The organism is Xanthomonas euroxanthea (assembly GCF_903989455.1).
GTDB lineage: Bacteria > Pseudomonadota > Gammaproteobacteria > Xanthomonadales > Xanthomonadaceae > Xanthomonas > Xanthomonas euroxanthea.
The window spans coordinates 1947883-1963979 of record NZ_LR861803.1; the positions used below are offsets into that span (position 1 = coordinate 1947883).

Genomic DNA, 16097 nt, shown 5'->3' on the forward strand with positions numbered 1-16097 from the left:
CACTTGCATCCCGGCATGGCCCGTTAGAATGGGCGGCCCAGAGCCAGCCCAGCGATCGCATGACTGTCAGCCCGGACCCCGCGCAGCGTATCGACGCCCTGCGTCATCGTATCGAGGACGCCAACTACCGCTATCACGTGCTCGACGAGCCGCAGATGGCCGACGTCGACTACGACCGCCTGATGCGTGAACTGGAGGCATTGGAGGCCGCGCATCCGGAGCTGGCCAGCGCCGATTCGCCGACCCAGCGCGTCGGCCACCTGGCCGCCTCGCGCTTTGCCGAAGTGCGGCATGCCCTGCCGATGCTGTCGTTGGGCAATGCCTTCAGCGACGAGGAAGTGACCGAGTTCGTGCGGCGCATCAGCGAGCGCCTGGAGGTGAAACAGCCGCTGTTCTCGGCCGAGCCCAAGCTCGATGGCCTGGCGATCAGCCTGCGCTACGAAAACGGCGAGTTCGTGCAGGGCGCAACGCGCGGCGACGGCGCCACCGGCGAGGATGTCAGCGCCAATCTGCGCACCGTCAAGGCGATTCCGCTGCGCCTGCGTGGCGCGGGCTGGCCGAAGGTGCTGGAAGTGCGCGGCGAGGTGTACATGCCGCGCGCCGCCTTCGAGACCTACAACGCGCAGATGCGCCTGCAGGGCGGCAAGGTGCTGGCCAATCCGCGCAATGGCGCCGCCGGTTCGCTGCGCCAGCTGGATGCGCGCATCACGGCGCAGCGCCCGCTGAGTTTCTTTGCCTACGGCGTGGGCGAAGTGAGCGAAGGTGCGCTGCCGCAGACGCATTCGGCAATCCTGGCGCAGTTGCGCACGTGGGGTTTTCCGGTGAGCGCCCTGGTCGAGGTGGTGCAGGGCAGCGACGGCCTGCTGGCGTACTACCAGCGCATCGGTAAAGCGCGCGATGGCTTGCCCTTCGACATCGATGGCGTGGTGTACAAGCTCGACGATCTGGCCGGCCAGCGCGAGATGGGCTTTGTCGCGCGCGCGCCACGCTGGGCGATTGCGCACAAGTTCCCGGCGCAGGAGCAGTCCACCACGGTGGAGGCGATCGAGATCCAGATCGGCCGCACCGGTGCGGCCACGCCGGTGGCGCGGCTGAAGCCGGTGCACGTGGCCGGGGTGATCGTCACCAATGCCACCTTGCACAACGCCGACCAGATCGCGCGGCTGGATGTGCGCGTGGGCGATACCGTGATCGTGCGGCGTGCCGGCGATGTGATTCCGGAGGTGGCCGGCGTGGTCGCCGAGCAACGGCCGCCGGGCACCCGGCCATGGCAGATGCCCACGCAATGCCCGGTGTGCGGGTCGGAGATCGTGCGCGAGGAGGGCGAGGCGGTGTGGCGCTGCTCCGGCGAGCTGACCTGCCCGGCGCAGCGCAAGGAAGCGTTCCGGCATTTCGTCTCGCGCCGCGCGATGGATGTCGATGGCCTGGGCGAGAAATTCATCGAGGTGCTGGTCGATAGCGGTGTGGTGCAGGGCGTGGCCGATCTGTATCTGCTCACCGTGGACCAGCTGCTGCAACTGCGCCTGATCAGCACCGCCGAGAGCCCGCATGCGTTCCTGCGCGAGGCGCGCGAGCATCTGGCCAGCGGTGCGTATGGCCAGCTGGAAACCACCGTGGTCGGCATCGGTGTGGACCTGGCCGGCGAGCGCGAGGTGCCGCACACCTGGGAGGCGGACCTGTTGCGCGCCGGCCTGCCGGCGTTCGACTGGAACCGCAAGAAGATCGCCACCAAGTGGGCGGAAAACCTGATCGCGGCGATCGCGCAATCGCGCGATACCACGCTGGAGCGTTTCCTGTTCGCGCTGGGTATCGAGCATGTCGGCGAAAGCACCGCCAAGGCCTTGTCGGCGTGGTTCGGCGACCTGGAACTGATCCGCCATCTGCCGTGGCCGCTGTTCAAGCGCGTGCCGGACATCGGTGGCGAGGTGGCGCGTTCGCTCGGGCACTTCCTCGACCAGCCCGGCAATCAGCAGGCCATCGACGACCTGCTGCAGCGTGGCGTGCGCATCGGCGATGCGCATCCGCCATCGCCCAAGCTGCGCGAGGCGCTGAGCTTTGCCAGCGTGCTGGAAGACATGGACATCCCCAAGGTGACGCCGGTGCGTGCGCAGCAGCTGGCTGCCGCGGTGGCCTCGTTCGATGCGCTGCGCAGCGCCGGGTCCGATGCCTTGTTGCAGGCTGGCGTTCCCGCGCCGGTGGTGGCGTCGCTGCTGCAATGGCTGGAGCGGCCGGAAAACGCGGCCCTGGCCAGCGCCGCGCAACAGGCGATGGAAACGGTGCTGTCGCGTCTGCCCGCAGCCGGTGCGCTGCAAACGGGCCCGCTCGACGGCCAGACCGTGGTGATCACCGGCACCCTGGCTGCGCTCACCCGCGATGCGGCCAAGCAACGGCTGGAGGCGCTGGGCGCCAAGGTCGCCGGCAGCGTCTCCAAGAAAACCGCGTTTCTGGTGGCCGGCGAAGAGGCCGGGTCCAAGCTCGACAAGGCGCAGTCGCTGGGTGTGGAGATCTGGGATGAGGCGCGCTTGCTGGCCTTCCTCAGCGAGCACGGCCAGCAGCCATGACTGCGACGCAGGTCGATCTGGACGCGTTGCGGTTGCGCGCGCGGCTCAACGCGCTGATCCGCGATTTCTTCGCCGAGCGCGACGTGCTGGAAGTGGAGACGCCGGTGCTGTCGGAGGCCGGCAACACCGAGCCGAATATCGACAGTTTCAGCACGCGCTTCAGCGGCCATGTCGATGCCGGCGCGCCGGTGCGTTGGTTGCGCACATCGCCGGAATATCCGCTCAAGCGGCTGCTGGCCGCCGGGGTGGGCGATTGCTACGAGCTGGGGCGGGTGTTTCGTAATGGCGAGGCCGGCGGCCGCCACAATCCCGAGTTCAGCATGCTCGAGTGGTACCGGGTGGGCTGGGACGATCGCGCGCTGGCGCAGGAAACCGTCGCGCTGGTGCGCCGCGCGCTTGCGCTGGTCGGGCGCCAGGCGCAGGTGCAGGTACTGAGCTATCGCGCGCTGTTCGTGCAGGCACTGGGCATCGATCCGTTGCGCGACCCGATCGAAACGCTGCGTGCACCGCTGCACGATGTGGCGATCGATCCGGAGGGCCTGACCCGCGACGATTGGCTGGATCTGCTGATGACCCATCGGCTCCAGCCGGGCTTTGCCAGCGACACGCTGACCGTGGTGCACGACTGGCCGGCCAGCCAATGCGCATTGGCGCGCATCCGCCACGACGACCCGCCGGTGGCCGAACGCTTCGAGCTGTATCTGGGCGCTTACGAGGTGGCCAATGGGTACCACGAGCTCAACGATGCGCACGAGCAGCGTGCGCGTTTCATGCGCGACAACGCGGTGCGTGCGGCGCGCGGATTGCCGCAGCTGCCGGTGGATGAGCGGCTGCTGGCGGTGCTGTCGCAACTGCCCGATTGCGCCGGGGTGGCGGTCGGCGTGGACCGGCTGTTGATGGCCATGCGTAACACCACGCAGATTGCCGATGTGCTGGCCTTCGCGTTCGCCCGCGCCTGACCCCGACAAGGCCTGCAGTGGCCCCGGCGTGGCTCGTCGCGCACGGTGTGGCCCGCTGCCATCCCGCTGTCATGTCCCCCGTATTGCTATCTTCACATCGATGATGCTCTCATCGTGGCGTCCACGGGGGGCGCGGCGCAGAGTGTGTTTGGGTGAGGATTGTCGGCATGAAGTGGCTGATCAGCTTATGCGGTTTGTGGTGCGTGCCGCTGCTGATGCTCGCCGATGCGCGCGCGGTCGATCGCGTCTCCGGTGTGGTGCGCTGCGAGTCCAAGGACATGGCACGCGTGCATTGCGCGATGGATACCGAACATGGCATTCAACTGGTGCGCCAGCTGTCCGAAACCAGCTGTATCCGCGGCAGCGAGTGGGATGTCGAACGCGATGGCGTGTGGGTCGAACAGGGCTGCCGTGCGGAGTTTGCCAGCGCGCGCGCGTCGCAGGCCCCGCAGATGCGCCGCGTGGTGCGCTGCGATTCCAACGGCGGCAAGGTGGTCTGCCCGGTGGTGCTGCGTGGTGCGCCGGTGCGCTTGCTGCGCCAGCGCTCTGTCTGGCCGTGCAAGGAAGGCCGCAGCTGGGGCGCGCGCCGTAACGAAATCTGGGTTTCGCGCGGCTGCGATGGCGAATTCGAAGTCGCTGCCGAGGACGGTTCCGGCTTCGTGGTAGTGCCGCGCATGGTGACCTGCGAATCGAAAAAGGGCGCACGTCGCACCTGCGGCGTCTCGGTGGAGCGCCGGGTGCGTGTGGGCCGGCAGCTCTCCAAAAAGGAATGCGTGGAAGGCCAGACCTGGGGCTGGAGCCGAGACGGCGTGTGGGTCAACGACGGCTGCCGCGCCGAGTTCATCGTCGACTGAGAGAATTGATCAACAACTCAAGCCCTCGGTTGTCTTGAAACTGAGCGGGTTGCGGATTTACCGGCTGTAGCGCGGACGATCTGCGGCTTGGCCGCAGGGCCCTTGGCCGCCCACCATCGCAGGACACGCCGCAAGTACGTCCATGTAGGCTCCGGCGCGGCATCCATGCCGCTCAGGGTCCCGCGACGGTGAGCGGGCAGGACCGGTCGAGAGGATCGGTGTGCATGGGAGAGCAGTGCTGGATGCGCCTCGTCCGATCATGAAGCATGGGCCCCAGGTCTGATGCATACCGCACGACAGACGGCTTTTCAGATGAGCGCCGACCACCTGTCTGGTGCGGTGCCCTTGCCGGTTGCGCGACCGTGTGGCGGCATGAATGCCGCCACCGAGCCCCCCCAGGGATGGATTCACGGCGTGTCCCTGAAGCGGTGAGGGCACCGCGCCCTCGACGCTGCGAGTTGGCTGCAGGGTCCTTGCCCGCCCACCCTCGCAGGACACGCCGCAAGTACGTCCATGTAGGCTCCGGCGCGGCATCCATGCCGCTCAGGGTCCCGCGACGGTGAGCGGGCAAGGACCAGTCGAGATGGTCGGTGTGCATGGGAAGAGCAGTGCTGGAAGCGCCTCGTTTGATCATGAGCAACGGCTCCACGTCTGATGCATACCGCACGACAGACGGCTTTTCAGATGAGCGCCGACCACCTGTCTGGTGCGGTGCCCTTGCCGGTTGCGGGACCGTGTGGCGGCATGGATGCCGCCACCGAGCCCCCAGGGATGGGTTTACGGCGTGTCCCGCGAGCGGTGAGGGCACCGCGCCCTCGACGCTGTCAGTTTGCTGCAGGGCCCGCCCGCCCACCATCGCAGGACACTCCGCAAATACGTCCGTGTGGGCGCACGCGGCATCCATGCCGCTTAAGGTCCCGCGACGGTGAGCGGGCAAGGACCAGTCACGACGGTCGGCGAGCGTGGTTGCAGGCAGGGCATGACTTACAATGTCCGCATGAACGACAGCGCCCATATCGACTACGCCCGCTACGACCATATCCGCCCACTGCTGTGGACCGGCGATGCCCTGGAACTGCTCGACCAACGCAAGCTGCCGTTCGTGGTCGAGCATGTGCGTTGCGACACCAGCGACGCCGTGGCCGAGGCGATCCATTCGCTGGCCGTGCGCGGAGCGCCGGCGATCGGCATCGCGGCCGGGTGGGGCGTGGTACTGGCGGCGCGCGACATCGCTGCCGAGGACGGTAGTGCGGCCTTGCAGAAACTCGAACCGGCGCTGTTGCGGCTCAATGCCGCGCGTCCGACCGCGGTCAATCTGGCCTGGGCGCTGATGCGCATGCGTCGCGTGCTGGGCGCTGCCGGCGCCGACTGGCGCGAGGTCATCGCGCGCGAGGCGCAGGCCATCGCCGATGAAGACCTGGCGGCCAATCGGCAGATGGGCGCGCTTGGTGCGGCGTTGATCGACACCGGCAGCGGCGTGCTGACCCACTGCAATACCGGTTCGCTGGCCACCGCCGGTTTCGGGACCGCGCTGGGCGTGATCCGCGCCGGCGTGGCGCAGCAGCGCATCGCCAAGGTGTTTGCCGGCGAGACCCGGCCGTGGTTGCAGGGCGCGCGCCTGACCGTGTGGGAGTTGCAGCAGGATGGCATCGACGCGACCCTGATCGCCGATTCGGCCGCCTCGCATCTGATGAAGTCCGGGCTGGTGCAGTGGGTCATCGTCGGCGCCGACCGCATCTGCGCCAATGGCGATACCGCCAACAAGATCGGCACCTACCAGCTGGCGATCGCCGCGCGCCACCACGGCGTCAAGTTCATGGTGGTGGCGCCGTCGTCCACGGTCGACATGGACACCGCCAGCGGCGAGCAGATCGAGATCGAGCAGCGCGATCCGGGCGAGTTGTTCGGGGTCGGCGGCGTGCGCACCGTGGCCGATGGCATCCATGCCTGGAATCCGGTGTTCGATGTCACCCCCGGCAGCCTGATCGATGCGATCGTCACCGAACGCGGGGTGATCGTGCAGCCGGACCCGGCGCGCATGCAGGCGGCGTTCGGCGGCTGAGGCCAGTGCGGCGCGCTATCGCCGCATCGTCCCGTCAAAATCCTGCAAGTGCTTGTTTCTGGCCGGTAAACCGGCGGCATCGTGGTGCCCCTTCGTGATACAATCCGGGGCTTGAATCGATCGGCGGGAGCGTGGGGTCGGCAGCCTGTGACCAAGGCGCCCCCGACGCGGCTTTCCGGCTGGCCCGCCACCTCACTTACGGAACCCGAATGGCAGAAACCGCCAAGGAAATCATCCAGGTCAATCTGGAAGACGAGATGCGCAAGAGCTATCTCGATTACGCGATGAGCGTGATCGTGGGCCGCGCACTCCCCGATGCCCGTGATGGCCTCAAACCCGTGCACCGCCGCGTCCTGTACGCCATGCACGAGCTGGGCGCTCACAGCAACAAGGCCTACTTCAAGTCGGCGCGTATCGTCGGCGACGTCATCGGTAAGTACCACCCGCACGGCGACCAGTCGGTGTACGACACGCTGGTGCGTATGGCGCAGCCGTTCTCGCTGCGCTACATGATGGTGGACGGCCAGGGTAACTTCGGTTCGGTCGACGGCGACTCCGCCGCGGCGATGCGTTACACCGAGTCGCGCATGTCGCGGCTGGCGCATGAGCTGATGGCCGACATCGACAAGGAAACCGTCGATTTCCAGCCCAATTACGACGAAAAGGAACTGGAACCGACGGTCATGCCGACCCGGTTCCCGAGCCTGCTGGTCAATGGCTCGGCCGGTATCGCGGTGGGCATGGCCACCAATATCCCGCCGCACAACCTGACCGAGGCGATCAACGCCTGCATCGCCTTGATCGACACGCCGGAACTGGATGTCGAAGGCCTGATGGAGTACATCCCCGGTCCGGATTTCCCCACCGCCGGCATCATCAACGGCACCGCCGGCATCGCTGCCGGGTATCGCACCGGCCGTGGCCGCGTGCGCATGCGCGCCAAGGCCGACGTGGAAGTGGCCGACAATGGCCGTGAAGCGATCATCGTCACCGAGATTCCGTATCAGGTGAACAAGGCGCGGTTGATCGAGAAGATCGCCGAGCTGGTCAAGGAAAAGAAGCTCGAAGGCATCAGCGAGCTGCGCGACGAGTCCGACAAGGACGGCATGCGCATCTACATCGAGGTCAAGCGCGGCGAGTCGGCCGAGGTTGTGCTCAACAACCTGTATCAGCAGACCCAGATGGAGTCGGTGTTCGGCATCAACATGGTGGCGCTGATCGATGGCCGCCCGCAGTTGATGAACCTCAAGCAGATGCTGCAGGCGTTCATTCGCCACCGCCGCGAAGTGGTGACCCGCCGCACCATCTATGAACTGCGCAAGGCGCGTGCGCGTGCGCATGTGCTGGAAGGTCTGACCGTCGCGTTGGCCAACATCGACGAGATGATCGAGCTGATCAAGACCTCGGCCAATCCGCAGGAAGCGCGCGAGCGCATGCTGGCCAAGACCTGGGAACCGGGTCTGGTGGGCGCGCTGCTGGGCGCTGCCGGTGCCGAAGCCTCCAAGCCGGAAGACCTGGCGCCGGGCGTGGGCCTGGCCAACGGCTTCTACCAGCTCAGTGAAGTGCAGGCCTCGCAGATCCTGGAAATGCGCCTGCATCGCCTGACCGGGTTGGAGCAGGAAAAGCTGACCGACGAATACAAGCAGTTGCTCGAGGTCATCCAGGGCCTGATCCGCATCCTGGAAAACCCGGACGTGCTGCTGCAGGTGATCCGCGACGAGCTGATCAATATTCGCGAAGAGTACGGCGACGAACGCCGCACCGAGATCCGTCACAGCGAAGAAGATCTGGACATCCTGGACCTGATTTCGCCGGAAGACGTGGTGGTGACGCTCTCGCACGCCGGCTATGCCAAGCGCCAGCCGGTCAGCGCGTATCGTGCGCAGCGCCGTGGCGGCCGTGGCCGGTCTGCGGCGGCGACCAAGGAAGAGGATTTCATCGACCAGCTGTGGCTGGTCAACACGCACGACACGCTGCTGACCTTCACCAGCAGCGGCAAGGTGTTCTGGCTGCCGGTGTACCAGCTGCCGGAGGCCGGCTCCAATGCGCGTGGTCGTCCGATCATCAACTGGATTCCGCTGGAACCGGGCGAGCGGGTGCAGGCAGTGCTGCCGGTGCGCGAGTACGCCGACAACCGCTATGTGTTCTTTGCCACGCGCAACGGCACGGTCAAGAAGACTCCGCTGAGCGAATTCGCGTTCCGTCTGGCACGCGGCAAGATCGCCATCAACCTCGACGAGGGCGATGCGCTGGTCGGCGTGGCCTTGACCGATGGTGATCGCGACGTGCTGCTGTTCGCCTCCAACGGCAAGACCGTGCGCTTCGGTGAAGCCACGGTGCGCTCGATGGGCCGTACCGCCACCGGCGTGCGCGGCATCCGTCTGACCAAGGGCGAAGAGGTGGTCAGCCTGATCGTGGCCGAGCGTGCCGGCGGCATCGAAGGCGATGTCGAGGACGAGGCTGTCGAGGACGTGGTGGAAAGCACGGACGGCGTCGAGGCAGAGGTGATCGACGGCGCCGAAAGCGACGACATGGCCTACATCCTCACTGCCACCGAGAACGGCTACGGCAAGCGCACCCCGCTGACCGAGTACCCGCGCAAGGGGCGCGGCACGCAGGGCGTGATCGGCATCCAGACCACCGAACGCAACGGCAAGCTGGTGCGTGCGGTGCTGCTGGGCGCCACCGACGAAGTGCTGCTGATTTCCGATGGCGGCACCCTGGTGCGCACCCGCGGTTCGGAGATCTCGCGCGTGGGTCGCAATACCCAGGGCGTGACCTTGATCCGCTTGTCCAAGGGCGAAAAGCTGCAGGCGGTCGAACGCCTGGATGCCTCGCTGGAGGAGGCCGAGGATGTGCTGGACGATGCAGCGGGCGTACCGGCAGCCAGCACAGGCGAGCTGCCACCGACCGAAGCGTGATCGCAGCAGGCGAGCAACGCAGTTGAAGAAAAACGCCGGCGCACAGCCGGCGTTTTTTTATTGCACGCGGTGACATCTGCAACGCAGTGTTTTTCGACGCCGGTCGCAAAGAACGCGGCTTTTTCACCGTGGCGGGTCGAAGGTTGTCGGCGGTGCGGCGGCGTTGCGTCGCCGCAGATCGAAGAGGAACAACTGATGACGACATTGCATCGTCCTTCCCGTCGCGGCCATTGGGCGCTGGCGACGTTGGGAGGCGTGATTGGAGTGCTGGGCACCGTGCTGCTGACAGGCGGCATGTGGCTGGCCGCGCTGGGCGGCTCCTGGTATTACGCGCCTGCGGGCGCGGCGTTGCTGATTGCCGGCGTGCTGCTGTTTCGCGGTCGCAATGCGGGCGCATGGTGGTTTGCCGCCGTGGTGGCGGCGTCGCTGCTGTGGACATGGTGGGAATCGGGCAGCGACTACTGGCGCTGGGTGCCGCGGCTGGGCTTGATCGTCGGCCTGGCATTCGTGCTGGCGCTGCTGCTGCCGAAGCTGGAGCGCCCGGTGTCGCGCGCGGTGTCGCGCAGCGTGGCCGGCGTCTTGGCAGCGGTGTTCGTGGTGGCCTTCGCGCTCGCCTTCGTGCCGTTTGGAGTGACCGAGGCCGATGGTGCGCTGGCACATGCTGCCGGCATGGCTGCGGGCCTGGTCAAGCGCAGTGCGTCTGCATCGCCTGCAGTCTCTGATGGTCAACCGGCCAATGCGCCTGCCGACGACGACTGGGCCGCGTATGGACGCAGCCAGGCCGGGCAGCGCTATTCGCCGCTGCAGCAGATCAACCGCGACAACGTGGCGCAGCTGACGCGGGCCTGGGTCTTCCACACGGGCGACCTGCCGAGCAAGCGCTGGGGTGCAGAAACCACGCCGCTGAAGGTGGGCGACAGCCTGTACCTGTGCACCGCGCGCAACCAGGTGATCGCGCTGGATGCCGCCAGTGGCAAGGAGCGTTGGCGCTACGACCCCAAGGTCAAGGACGAGGCGATTCCGTATACGGCCGCCTGCCGTGGTGTGTCGTACTACCAGGTGCCGGCGGCGGCCAACGATGCTGCGGCAGCGGCGGCGGCCGATGCGTCGGCGCTGTGCCGCACGCGCATCATCGAAGGCACGCTGGACGGCCGCCTGATCGCGCTGGATGCACGTAGCGGCAAGCCATGTACGGATTTCGGCAACAACGGCCAGGTCGCTATCACCGCCGGCATGGGGCAGACGCCGCCGGGGTATGTGTCGATCAATTCGCCGCCTGCCATCGTGCGCGGGGTGGTGGTCACCGGCCATCAGGTGCTGGACGGGCAGAAGCGTTACGAGCCGTCCGGTGTGATCGAGGGTTTCGATGCGGTGACCGGCCAATTGCGCTGGGCCTGGGACATGACCCATCCGGACTGGAACGGCGCACCGCCGCCGGGCCAGACCTGGACGCGTGGCACGCCGAACATGTGGACCACCGCCGCGGCCGATGAACAGCTGGGCTATGTGTATCTGCCGATGGGCAACTCCACCGCCGATTACTGGAGCAGCTCGCGCACGCCGCAGGAGAATCGCTATGCGACCTCGCTGGTGGCGCTGGATGTCACCACCGGCAAGCCGGTATGGAATTTCCAGACCACGCATATCGATACCTGGGATTACGACCTGGGTTCGCAGCCGAGCCTGATCGACTTCCCCAAGGACGGCGTCAACGTGCCGGCGGTGTTGTTGCCGAGCAAGCAGGGCGAGTTGTACGTGCTGGATCGGCGCACCGGCAAGCCGCTGGTGGGCGTGGAGGAACGTGCAGTACCGGGTGGCGGCGTGGAGCCGCAGATGCGTGCCAGGACGCAGCCATTTTCGCTGTACCACACGCTGCGCAAGCCGGATCTGACCGAGCGCGACATGTGGGGGATGACGCCGATCGATCAGCTGGTCTGCCGCATCCAGTTCCGCAAGGCCAGCTACAAGGGCATCTACACGCCGCCGGAAGCCGACCGCCATTCGATCGAATATCCCGGCTACAACGGCGGTTCGGATTGGGGCAGCGTGTCGGTGGATCCGCAGCGCGGCGTGATCGTGGCCAACTACAACGACATGCCCAACTACAACCTGCTGGTGCCGCGCGCCAAGGCCGACAAGCTGGGCTGGGCGCCGCGCGATGAGGTGCGTGGCGATACGGGGGGCGCAGAAGGCGCAGGCGATCCGCAGGCCGGCACGCCGTATGCGATCAACGTCAATGCGGGCTGGCGTTTGCCGTTCACCAAGCTGCTGTGCAAGCAGCCGCCGTATGGCGGCATCCGTGCGATCGACCTGGCCAGCGGCAAGACCCTTTGGGACCGTCCGTTCGGCAGCGCACGCGGCAATGGTCCGTTCGGTATCCGTTCGGGTCTGCCGATCGAGATCGGCACGCCGAACAATGGCGGTTCGGTGGTGACGGCCGGCGGATTGATCTTCATTGCCGCGGCCACCGACGACCTGATCCGCGCCATCGATCTGGCCACCGGCAAGGAGCTGTGGCATGCCAAGCTGCCGGCCGGTGGTCAGGCCAACCCGATGGTGTACGCCTACGGCGGCCGCGAGTATCTGGTGATCATGGCCGGCGGCCACCACTTCATGGAGACGCCTGCAGGTGATGCCGTGGTGGCCTACGCGCTGCCGCAGAAGGCACCGTGATGCACGCAGCGAGCGAATGCGCTAGCTGAGGCTTGCTAGCCACTCCCGAAGCCTGAAACGAAAAGCGCACCGCAAGCGGTGCGCTTTTTTCATGGGCAATCGCATCGTGGCCAAACAACATGCATCTACCTGTTGATCCAACAGAACCCCGCATCCACGCTCTTACGATTCCCGATTCCCGATTCCCGATTCCCGATTCCCGATTCCCGATTCCCGATTCCCGATTCCCAAATCACCCGACGTTGGCAGCGGCCGCATCTTCCATCACCGCATCGCGCACATCCTGCGCGAGCGTGGCCTTGACGATGATCGAGCGGATGGCATCGGTGGCATCCGACAGCGGCACATCGCTGCCCAGGCGCTGGAAGGTATCGCGGCTGTTATAGCCGGACCCATCCTTCAGGTAATGGTCGTACATCGACAGCAGGTCCTGGCAGGCGGTGATCAGCGCTGCGACATTGCCGCGCAACAAGGCATAACCGATCTGGTCGAAGCTGTGCAGGCAATCGGCCAGCCAGTGCAGGTCGTAGCGGGCCGTGGCCGGTTCCGGCGCCGTGTGGCCGCGGCTGTAGGCGCTGTAGCGGCGCAGGCTGCGTGCCACCCGTGCGACGTGCGTGAACAACGTACCGATTTCGTTGGCGATATCCAGCCGCTGCACCATCACCATCGGAATCACCTGGCTGTCAGCGGCCGGCGCCTGTTCGGCGGCTGTCTGTTCCCGCTGTTCCAGTGATTGCTTGAGCACGGTGTAACTGCGCTGCAGCGATTCCAGTTCCAGCGCGCTGGCGGCCGCGCGCGCCTTCAGCTGCGAGAGCGCGGCCTGGTAGCGGGCCAGGCTGTCCTGCGTGCTGGCGAGCTGGCCGGATTCGGCGCGCAGCTGCCGCCCACGCACGAACGCCAGCACGGTGGCAATCAGCGCCCAGAGCGCGAATGCAGGCACCAGGTAGATCAAGATGCCCATGGAGATTCCTCAAAACGTTGCACACCTTGTCGGCCTGCACGCCGCGGACTTGAGGGCAATCGTCGGGAATGTGATGGACGACGATGTCCCCCGCTTGCATCCTGATGCCAGAAGCTCTCACCGCCCCCTGACGAACGGCACGTGGCGGGCGAAGTCGCGGCATGCTCGAATCAGCGCATTCGCCAGCCGGGAGCCTTGCATGCGCAGATGGATCGATCGCTGGCCGCCAACGCTGCGGGGCATCGGCTCAGTCGGACTGCTCTGGGCATTGCTGTATGCCACCGCGCATGCCGCGCCACCCGTGCCGCCATCGGCACCGGTGCAGGTGGGTTACAGCGAGGCCACGGATCTGTTCAACCTGCTGGATAACCTGTCGGACTGGTTGCCGGGTTTTACGGTGCCCGTGTATCGCAATTACTTCGAAACCCATGGAGGGCTGGATCAGGCCGATCACGCAGCACTGGTCGCCTATGCAGATTTCCGCCGCCGCACCTCGGGGCTGGCAAAGGGCGACGATCCGGAGGTGCTCGACCGTGTGTTTGCGCCAGAGGCCACCCGTGATGTGGATCCTTTCTCGCGGCATTTCCTCGGGAATGCAGAATTCGAGGGCGCAGCGAGCGCCGCCATTGCGGAGCAGTCGGCGGATGACCAGGCGTTGTTGCGTGCGTATCTGGCCCGCTTCGTTCCACGCGCCAGGCGGCTGGTCACAGCTGCCCCCCGTTTCGAGCAACAGGCGCGCGTGCTGCGCGAGGAACTGTCCAACCCCGCCGTTGCGCGGTTGGCGTCGCAGATGCGGGCGTTCTTTGCGGTGCCGGAGCCTGCGCTGTTCCAGGCAAGATTCGTCTGGTGGCCGGAGCCGGACACCACCCAGGCCAAGGTACGCGGACGCACCATGCTGCTGTATTCGCAGCAGGATGCGCTCGCCGGCACGGCCTCGATGGACTGGGCGCCGATCGTGTTGCACGAATTGAGTCACCACCTGTCTGCGGTGCAGCCCTCGGCGCGTAAACGCCTGCTCGCTGCCAACTTCATGCGGCTGTGTCCGGGTGCGGCCAGCTTGCCGAACCCGCTCAACGCGCTGGAAGAACCACTGGCGATCTATTGGGGACAGTATCGCTTTGAGCAGGCGGTGCGCGGGCGTTCGCTGCCGCCGTCGTCGCAGTGGTATATCCAGGCGCACGCCGATCGCGCGGCGAAGGCGATCGCAGCCGCCTATCCGGCAAGCGGGGCGGCGCCGGCGCTCGATGACGGCGCATTGCTGGCTGCTGCTGCATCGGCCTGCCAGTAGACAGTGATGGAAATGAAAGCCGCTGACAGAATGTAGCGGCTAGTCGGCGCGTGCTGCGGACGGCGCGCCTAGCACCGGTGATGTAGGCGTGGTAAGTGCCGACAGCGTGCAGCGTACACGCTGCCGGCGAAACCGCGGCCGAGGATCCTCAGCCGAGAATCCCCGGCAGATCCAGGCCTTTTTGCCTGGCGCAGTCGGTGGCGATGGCGTAGCCGGCATCGGCGTGGCGCATCACGCCGGTGGCCGGGTCGTTCCAGAGCACGCGCTCCAGGCGCCTGTCGGCGGCCTCGCTGCCGTCGCAGACGATGACCATGCCGGCATGTTGCGAAAACCCCATGCCGACGCCGCCGCCGTGGTGCAGCGACACCCAGGTGGCACCGGAGGCGGTGTTGAGCAGCGCATTGAGCAACGGCCAGTCGGAGACCGCATCCGAGCCGTCGGCCATGGCTTCGGTTTCGCGGTTGGGCGAGGCCACGCTGCCCGAATCCAGGTGGTCGCGGCCGATCACCACCGGCGCCTTGAGCTCGCCGCTGCGCACCATCGCATTGAAGGCCAGGCCGAGCCGGTGGCGGTCGCCCAGGCCGACCCAGCAGATCCGCGCAGGCAAACCCTGGAAGGCGATCTTGTCGGCGGCCATGTCGAGCCAGCGGTGCAGATGCGCATCGTCGGGAATGAGTTCCTTGACCTTGGCATCGGTCCTGGCGATGTCGTCCGGATCGCCGCTGAGCGCGACCCAGCGGAACGGCCCGATCCCGCGACAGAACAGCGGCCGGATGTAGGCGGGCACGAAGCCGGGGAAGTCGAACGCGTTGTCGACGCCTGCTTCCAGCGCCATCTGCCGCAGGTTGTTGCCGTAGTCGACGGTGGGCACGCCCAGGGCGTGGAAGGTGAGCATGGCGCGGACGTGGTTGGCCATCGCCTCGCGCGCGGCTGCTTCCACCTGCTTCGGTGCGGACACGCGCTTGGCGTCCCATTCCTCCACCGTCCAGCCCTGCGGCAGGTAGCCGTTGACCGGGTCGTGTGCGGAGGTCTGGTCGGTCAGCAGGTCCGGTTTGACCCCGCGCAGCAACAGTTCGTCCAGCACGTCTGCGACATTGCCGAGCAGGCCGACCGACAGCGGCTTCTTGGCCGTGCACGATTCCTCGACCAGGCGCAGCGCTTCGTCCAGGTCGTCGGTCCAGGTGTCCAGGTAGCCGGTGCGCAGGCGCATGTCGATGCTGGAGCGGCGGCATTCCACCGCCAGGCACGAGGCGCCGGCCATCACCGCAGCCAGCGGCTGCGCGCCACCCATGCCGCCGAGGCCACCGGTGAACAACCAGCGCCCGGACAGGTTGCCGCCGTAATGCTGGCGGCCCATCTCCACGAAGGTCTCGTAGGTGCCCTGCACGATGCCTTGCGCGCCGATGTAGATCCAGCTGCCGGCGGTCATCTGGCCGTACATCGCCAGACCCTTGCGATCGAGCTCGTTGAAGTGGTCCCAGTTGGCCCAGCGTGGCACCAGGTTGGAATTGGCGATCAGCACGCGTGGCGCATCGGCATGCGTGCGGAACACGCCGACCGGCTTGCCGGATTGCACCAGCAAGGTCTGGTCATCCTCCAGGCGGGTGAGCGCGGCGACGATCGCATCGAAGGATTCCCAGTCGCGCGCGGCGCGGCCGATGCCGCCGTAGACCACCAGCTCCTGCGGGCGCTCGGCCACGTCCGGGTCCAGATTGTTCATCAGCATGCGCAGCGGCGCTTCGGTGAGCCAGCTCCGGGCGGTGAGCGTGGTGCCGGTGGCGGCGCGGATGACGCGGGTTGCATCGTGACGGGTCATGC

General features: G+C 66.7%; 9 protein-coding genes. 7 read left to right on the forward strand and 2 right to left on the reverse strand.

The genetic code is table 11. From position 1 onward, the window contains the following. Positions 1–59 precede the first annotated feature (59 nt). The 6 genes from ligA to H7A86_RS08405 all read left to right on the forward strand — a co-directional run bounded on the left by ligA (position 60) and on the right by H7A86_RS08405 (position 12030). Complete coding sequence (ligA, locus tag H7A86_RS08380; RefSeq protein WP_119132234.1) at positions 60–2561, forward strand: NAD-dependent DNA ligase LigA; 2502 nt, start codon at positions 60–62, stop codon at positions 2559–2561. Further along, positions 2558–3520 (forward strand): EF-P lysine aminoacylase EpmA, encoded by a 963-nt coding sequence (gene epmA / locus H7A86_RS08385; RefSeq protein WP_119132233.1) that lies wholly within the window; start codon positions 2558–2560, stop codon positions 3518–3520. Before ligA ends, epmA begins: the two co-directional genes overlap by 4 nt. Before the next feature lie 167 nt (positions 3521–3687). Continuing rightward, on the forward strand, positions 3688–4374 hold the full coding sequence (locus H7A86_RS08390; protein ID WP_119132232.1) for a DUF3011 domain-containing protein: 687 nt from the start codon (positions 3688–3690) through the stop codon (positions 4372–4374). 997 nt (positions 4375–5371) lie between these two features. Next, positions 5372–6436 (forward strand): S-methyl-5-thioribose-1-phosphate isomerase, encoded by a 1065-nt coding sequence (gene mtnA / locus H7A86_RS08395; RefSeq protein WP_104582814.1) that lies wholly within the window; start codon positions 5372–5374, stop codon positions 6434–6436. 209 nt (positions 6437–6645) lie between these two features. Then, complete coding sequence (gyrA, locus tag H7A86_RS08400; protein WP_119132230.1) at positions 6646–9357, forward strand: DNA gyrase subunit A; 2712 nt, start codon at positions 6646–6648, stop codon at positions 9355–9357. Positions 9358–9552: 195 nt separating this feature from the next. After that, the gene (locus H7A86_RS08405) at positions 9553–12030 is read left to right on the forward strand and encodes a membrane-bound PQQ-dependent dehydrogenase, glucose/quinate/shikimate family (RefSeq protein ID WP_119132229.1); all 2478 of its coding nucleotides are present in this window, start codon (positions 9553–9555) and stop codon (positions 12028–12030) included. A gap of 232 nt (positions 12031–12262) precedes the next feature. Here the strand turns inward: H7A86_RS08405 and H7A86_RS08410 are convergent, their stop codons facing one another. Beyond that, entirely contained in the window at positions 12263–12991 is a 729-nt protein-coding gene (locus tag H7A86_RS08410) for a hypothetical protein (protein WP_104582817.1), read from the reverse strand. Between H7A86_RS08410 and H7A86_RS08415 the strand changes: the two genes are divergently transcribed. Next, complete coding sequence (locus H7A86_RS08415; protein WP_232099293.1) at positions 12984–14279, forward strand: hypothetical protein; 1296 nt, start codon at positions 12984–12986, stop codon at positions 14277–14279. The two genes, H7A86_RS08410 and H7A86_RS08415, sit on opposite strands and share 8 nt — an antisense overlap. 148 nt (positions 14280–14427) lie before the next feature. Here H7A86_RS08415 and hutU read toward each other — a convergent pair whose 3' ends face one another. Then, positions 14428–16095, reverse strand: coding sequence for a urocanate hydratase (gene hutU / locus H7A86_RS08420; protein ID WP_119132227.1), 1668 nt, complete (start codon positions 16093–16095; stop codon positions 14428–14430). Positions 16096–16097: the final 2 nt, after the last annotated feature.

What these genes read in the sequence shown, in the direction of transcription:
- ligA (WP_119132234.1), top strand. Translation starts at nt 60, where the DNA reads ATGACTGTCAGCCCGGACCCCGCGCAGCGTATCGACGCCCTGCGTCAT.
- epmA (WP_119132233.1), top strand. Translation starts at nt 2,558, where the DNA reads ATGACTGCGACGCAGGTCGATCTGGACGCGTTGCGGTTGCGCGCGCGG.
- H7A86_RS08390 (WP_119132232.1), top strand. Translation starts at nt 3,688, where the DNA reads ATGAAGTGGCTGATCAGCTTATGCGGTTTGTGGTGCGTGCCGCTGCTG.
- mtnA (WP_104582814.1), top strand. Translation starts at nt 5,372, where the DNA reads ATGAACGACAGCGCCCATATCGACTACGCCCGCTACGACCATATCCGC.
- gyrA (WP_119132230.1), top strand. Translation starts at nt 6,646, where the DNA reads ATGGCAGAAACCGCCAAGGAAATCATCCAGGTCAATCTGGAAGACGAG.
- H7A86_RS08405 (WP_119132229.1), top strand. Translation starts at nt 9,553, where the DNA reads ATGACGACATTGCATCGTCCTTCCCGTCGCGGCCATTGGGCGCTGGCG.
- H7A86_RS08415 (WP_232099293.1), top strand. Translation starts at nt 12,984, where the DNA reads ATGCCCATGGAGATTCCTCAAAACGTTGCACACCTTGTCGGCCTGCAC.
- H7A86_RS08410 (WP_104582817.1), bottom strand. Translation starts at nt 12,991, where the DNA reads ATGGGCATCTTGATCTACCTGGTGCCTGCATTCGCGCTCTGGGCGCTG.
- hutU (WP_119132227.1), bottom strand. Translation starts at nt 16,095, where the DNA reads ATGACCCGTCACGATGCAACCCGCGTCATCCGCGCCGCCACCGGCACC.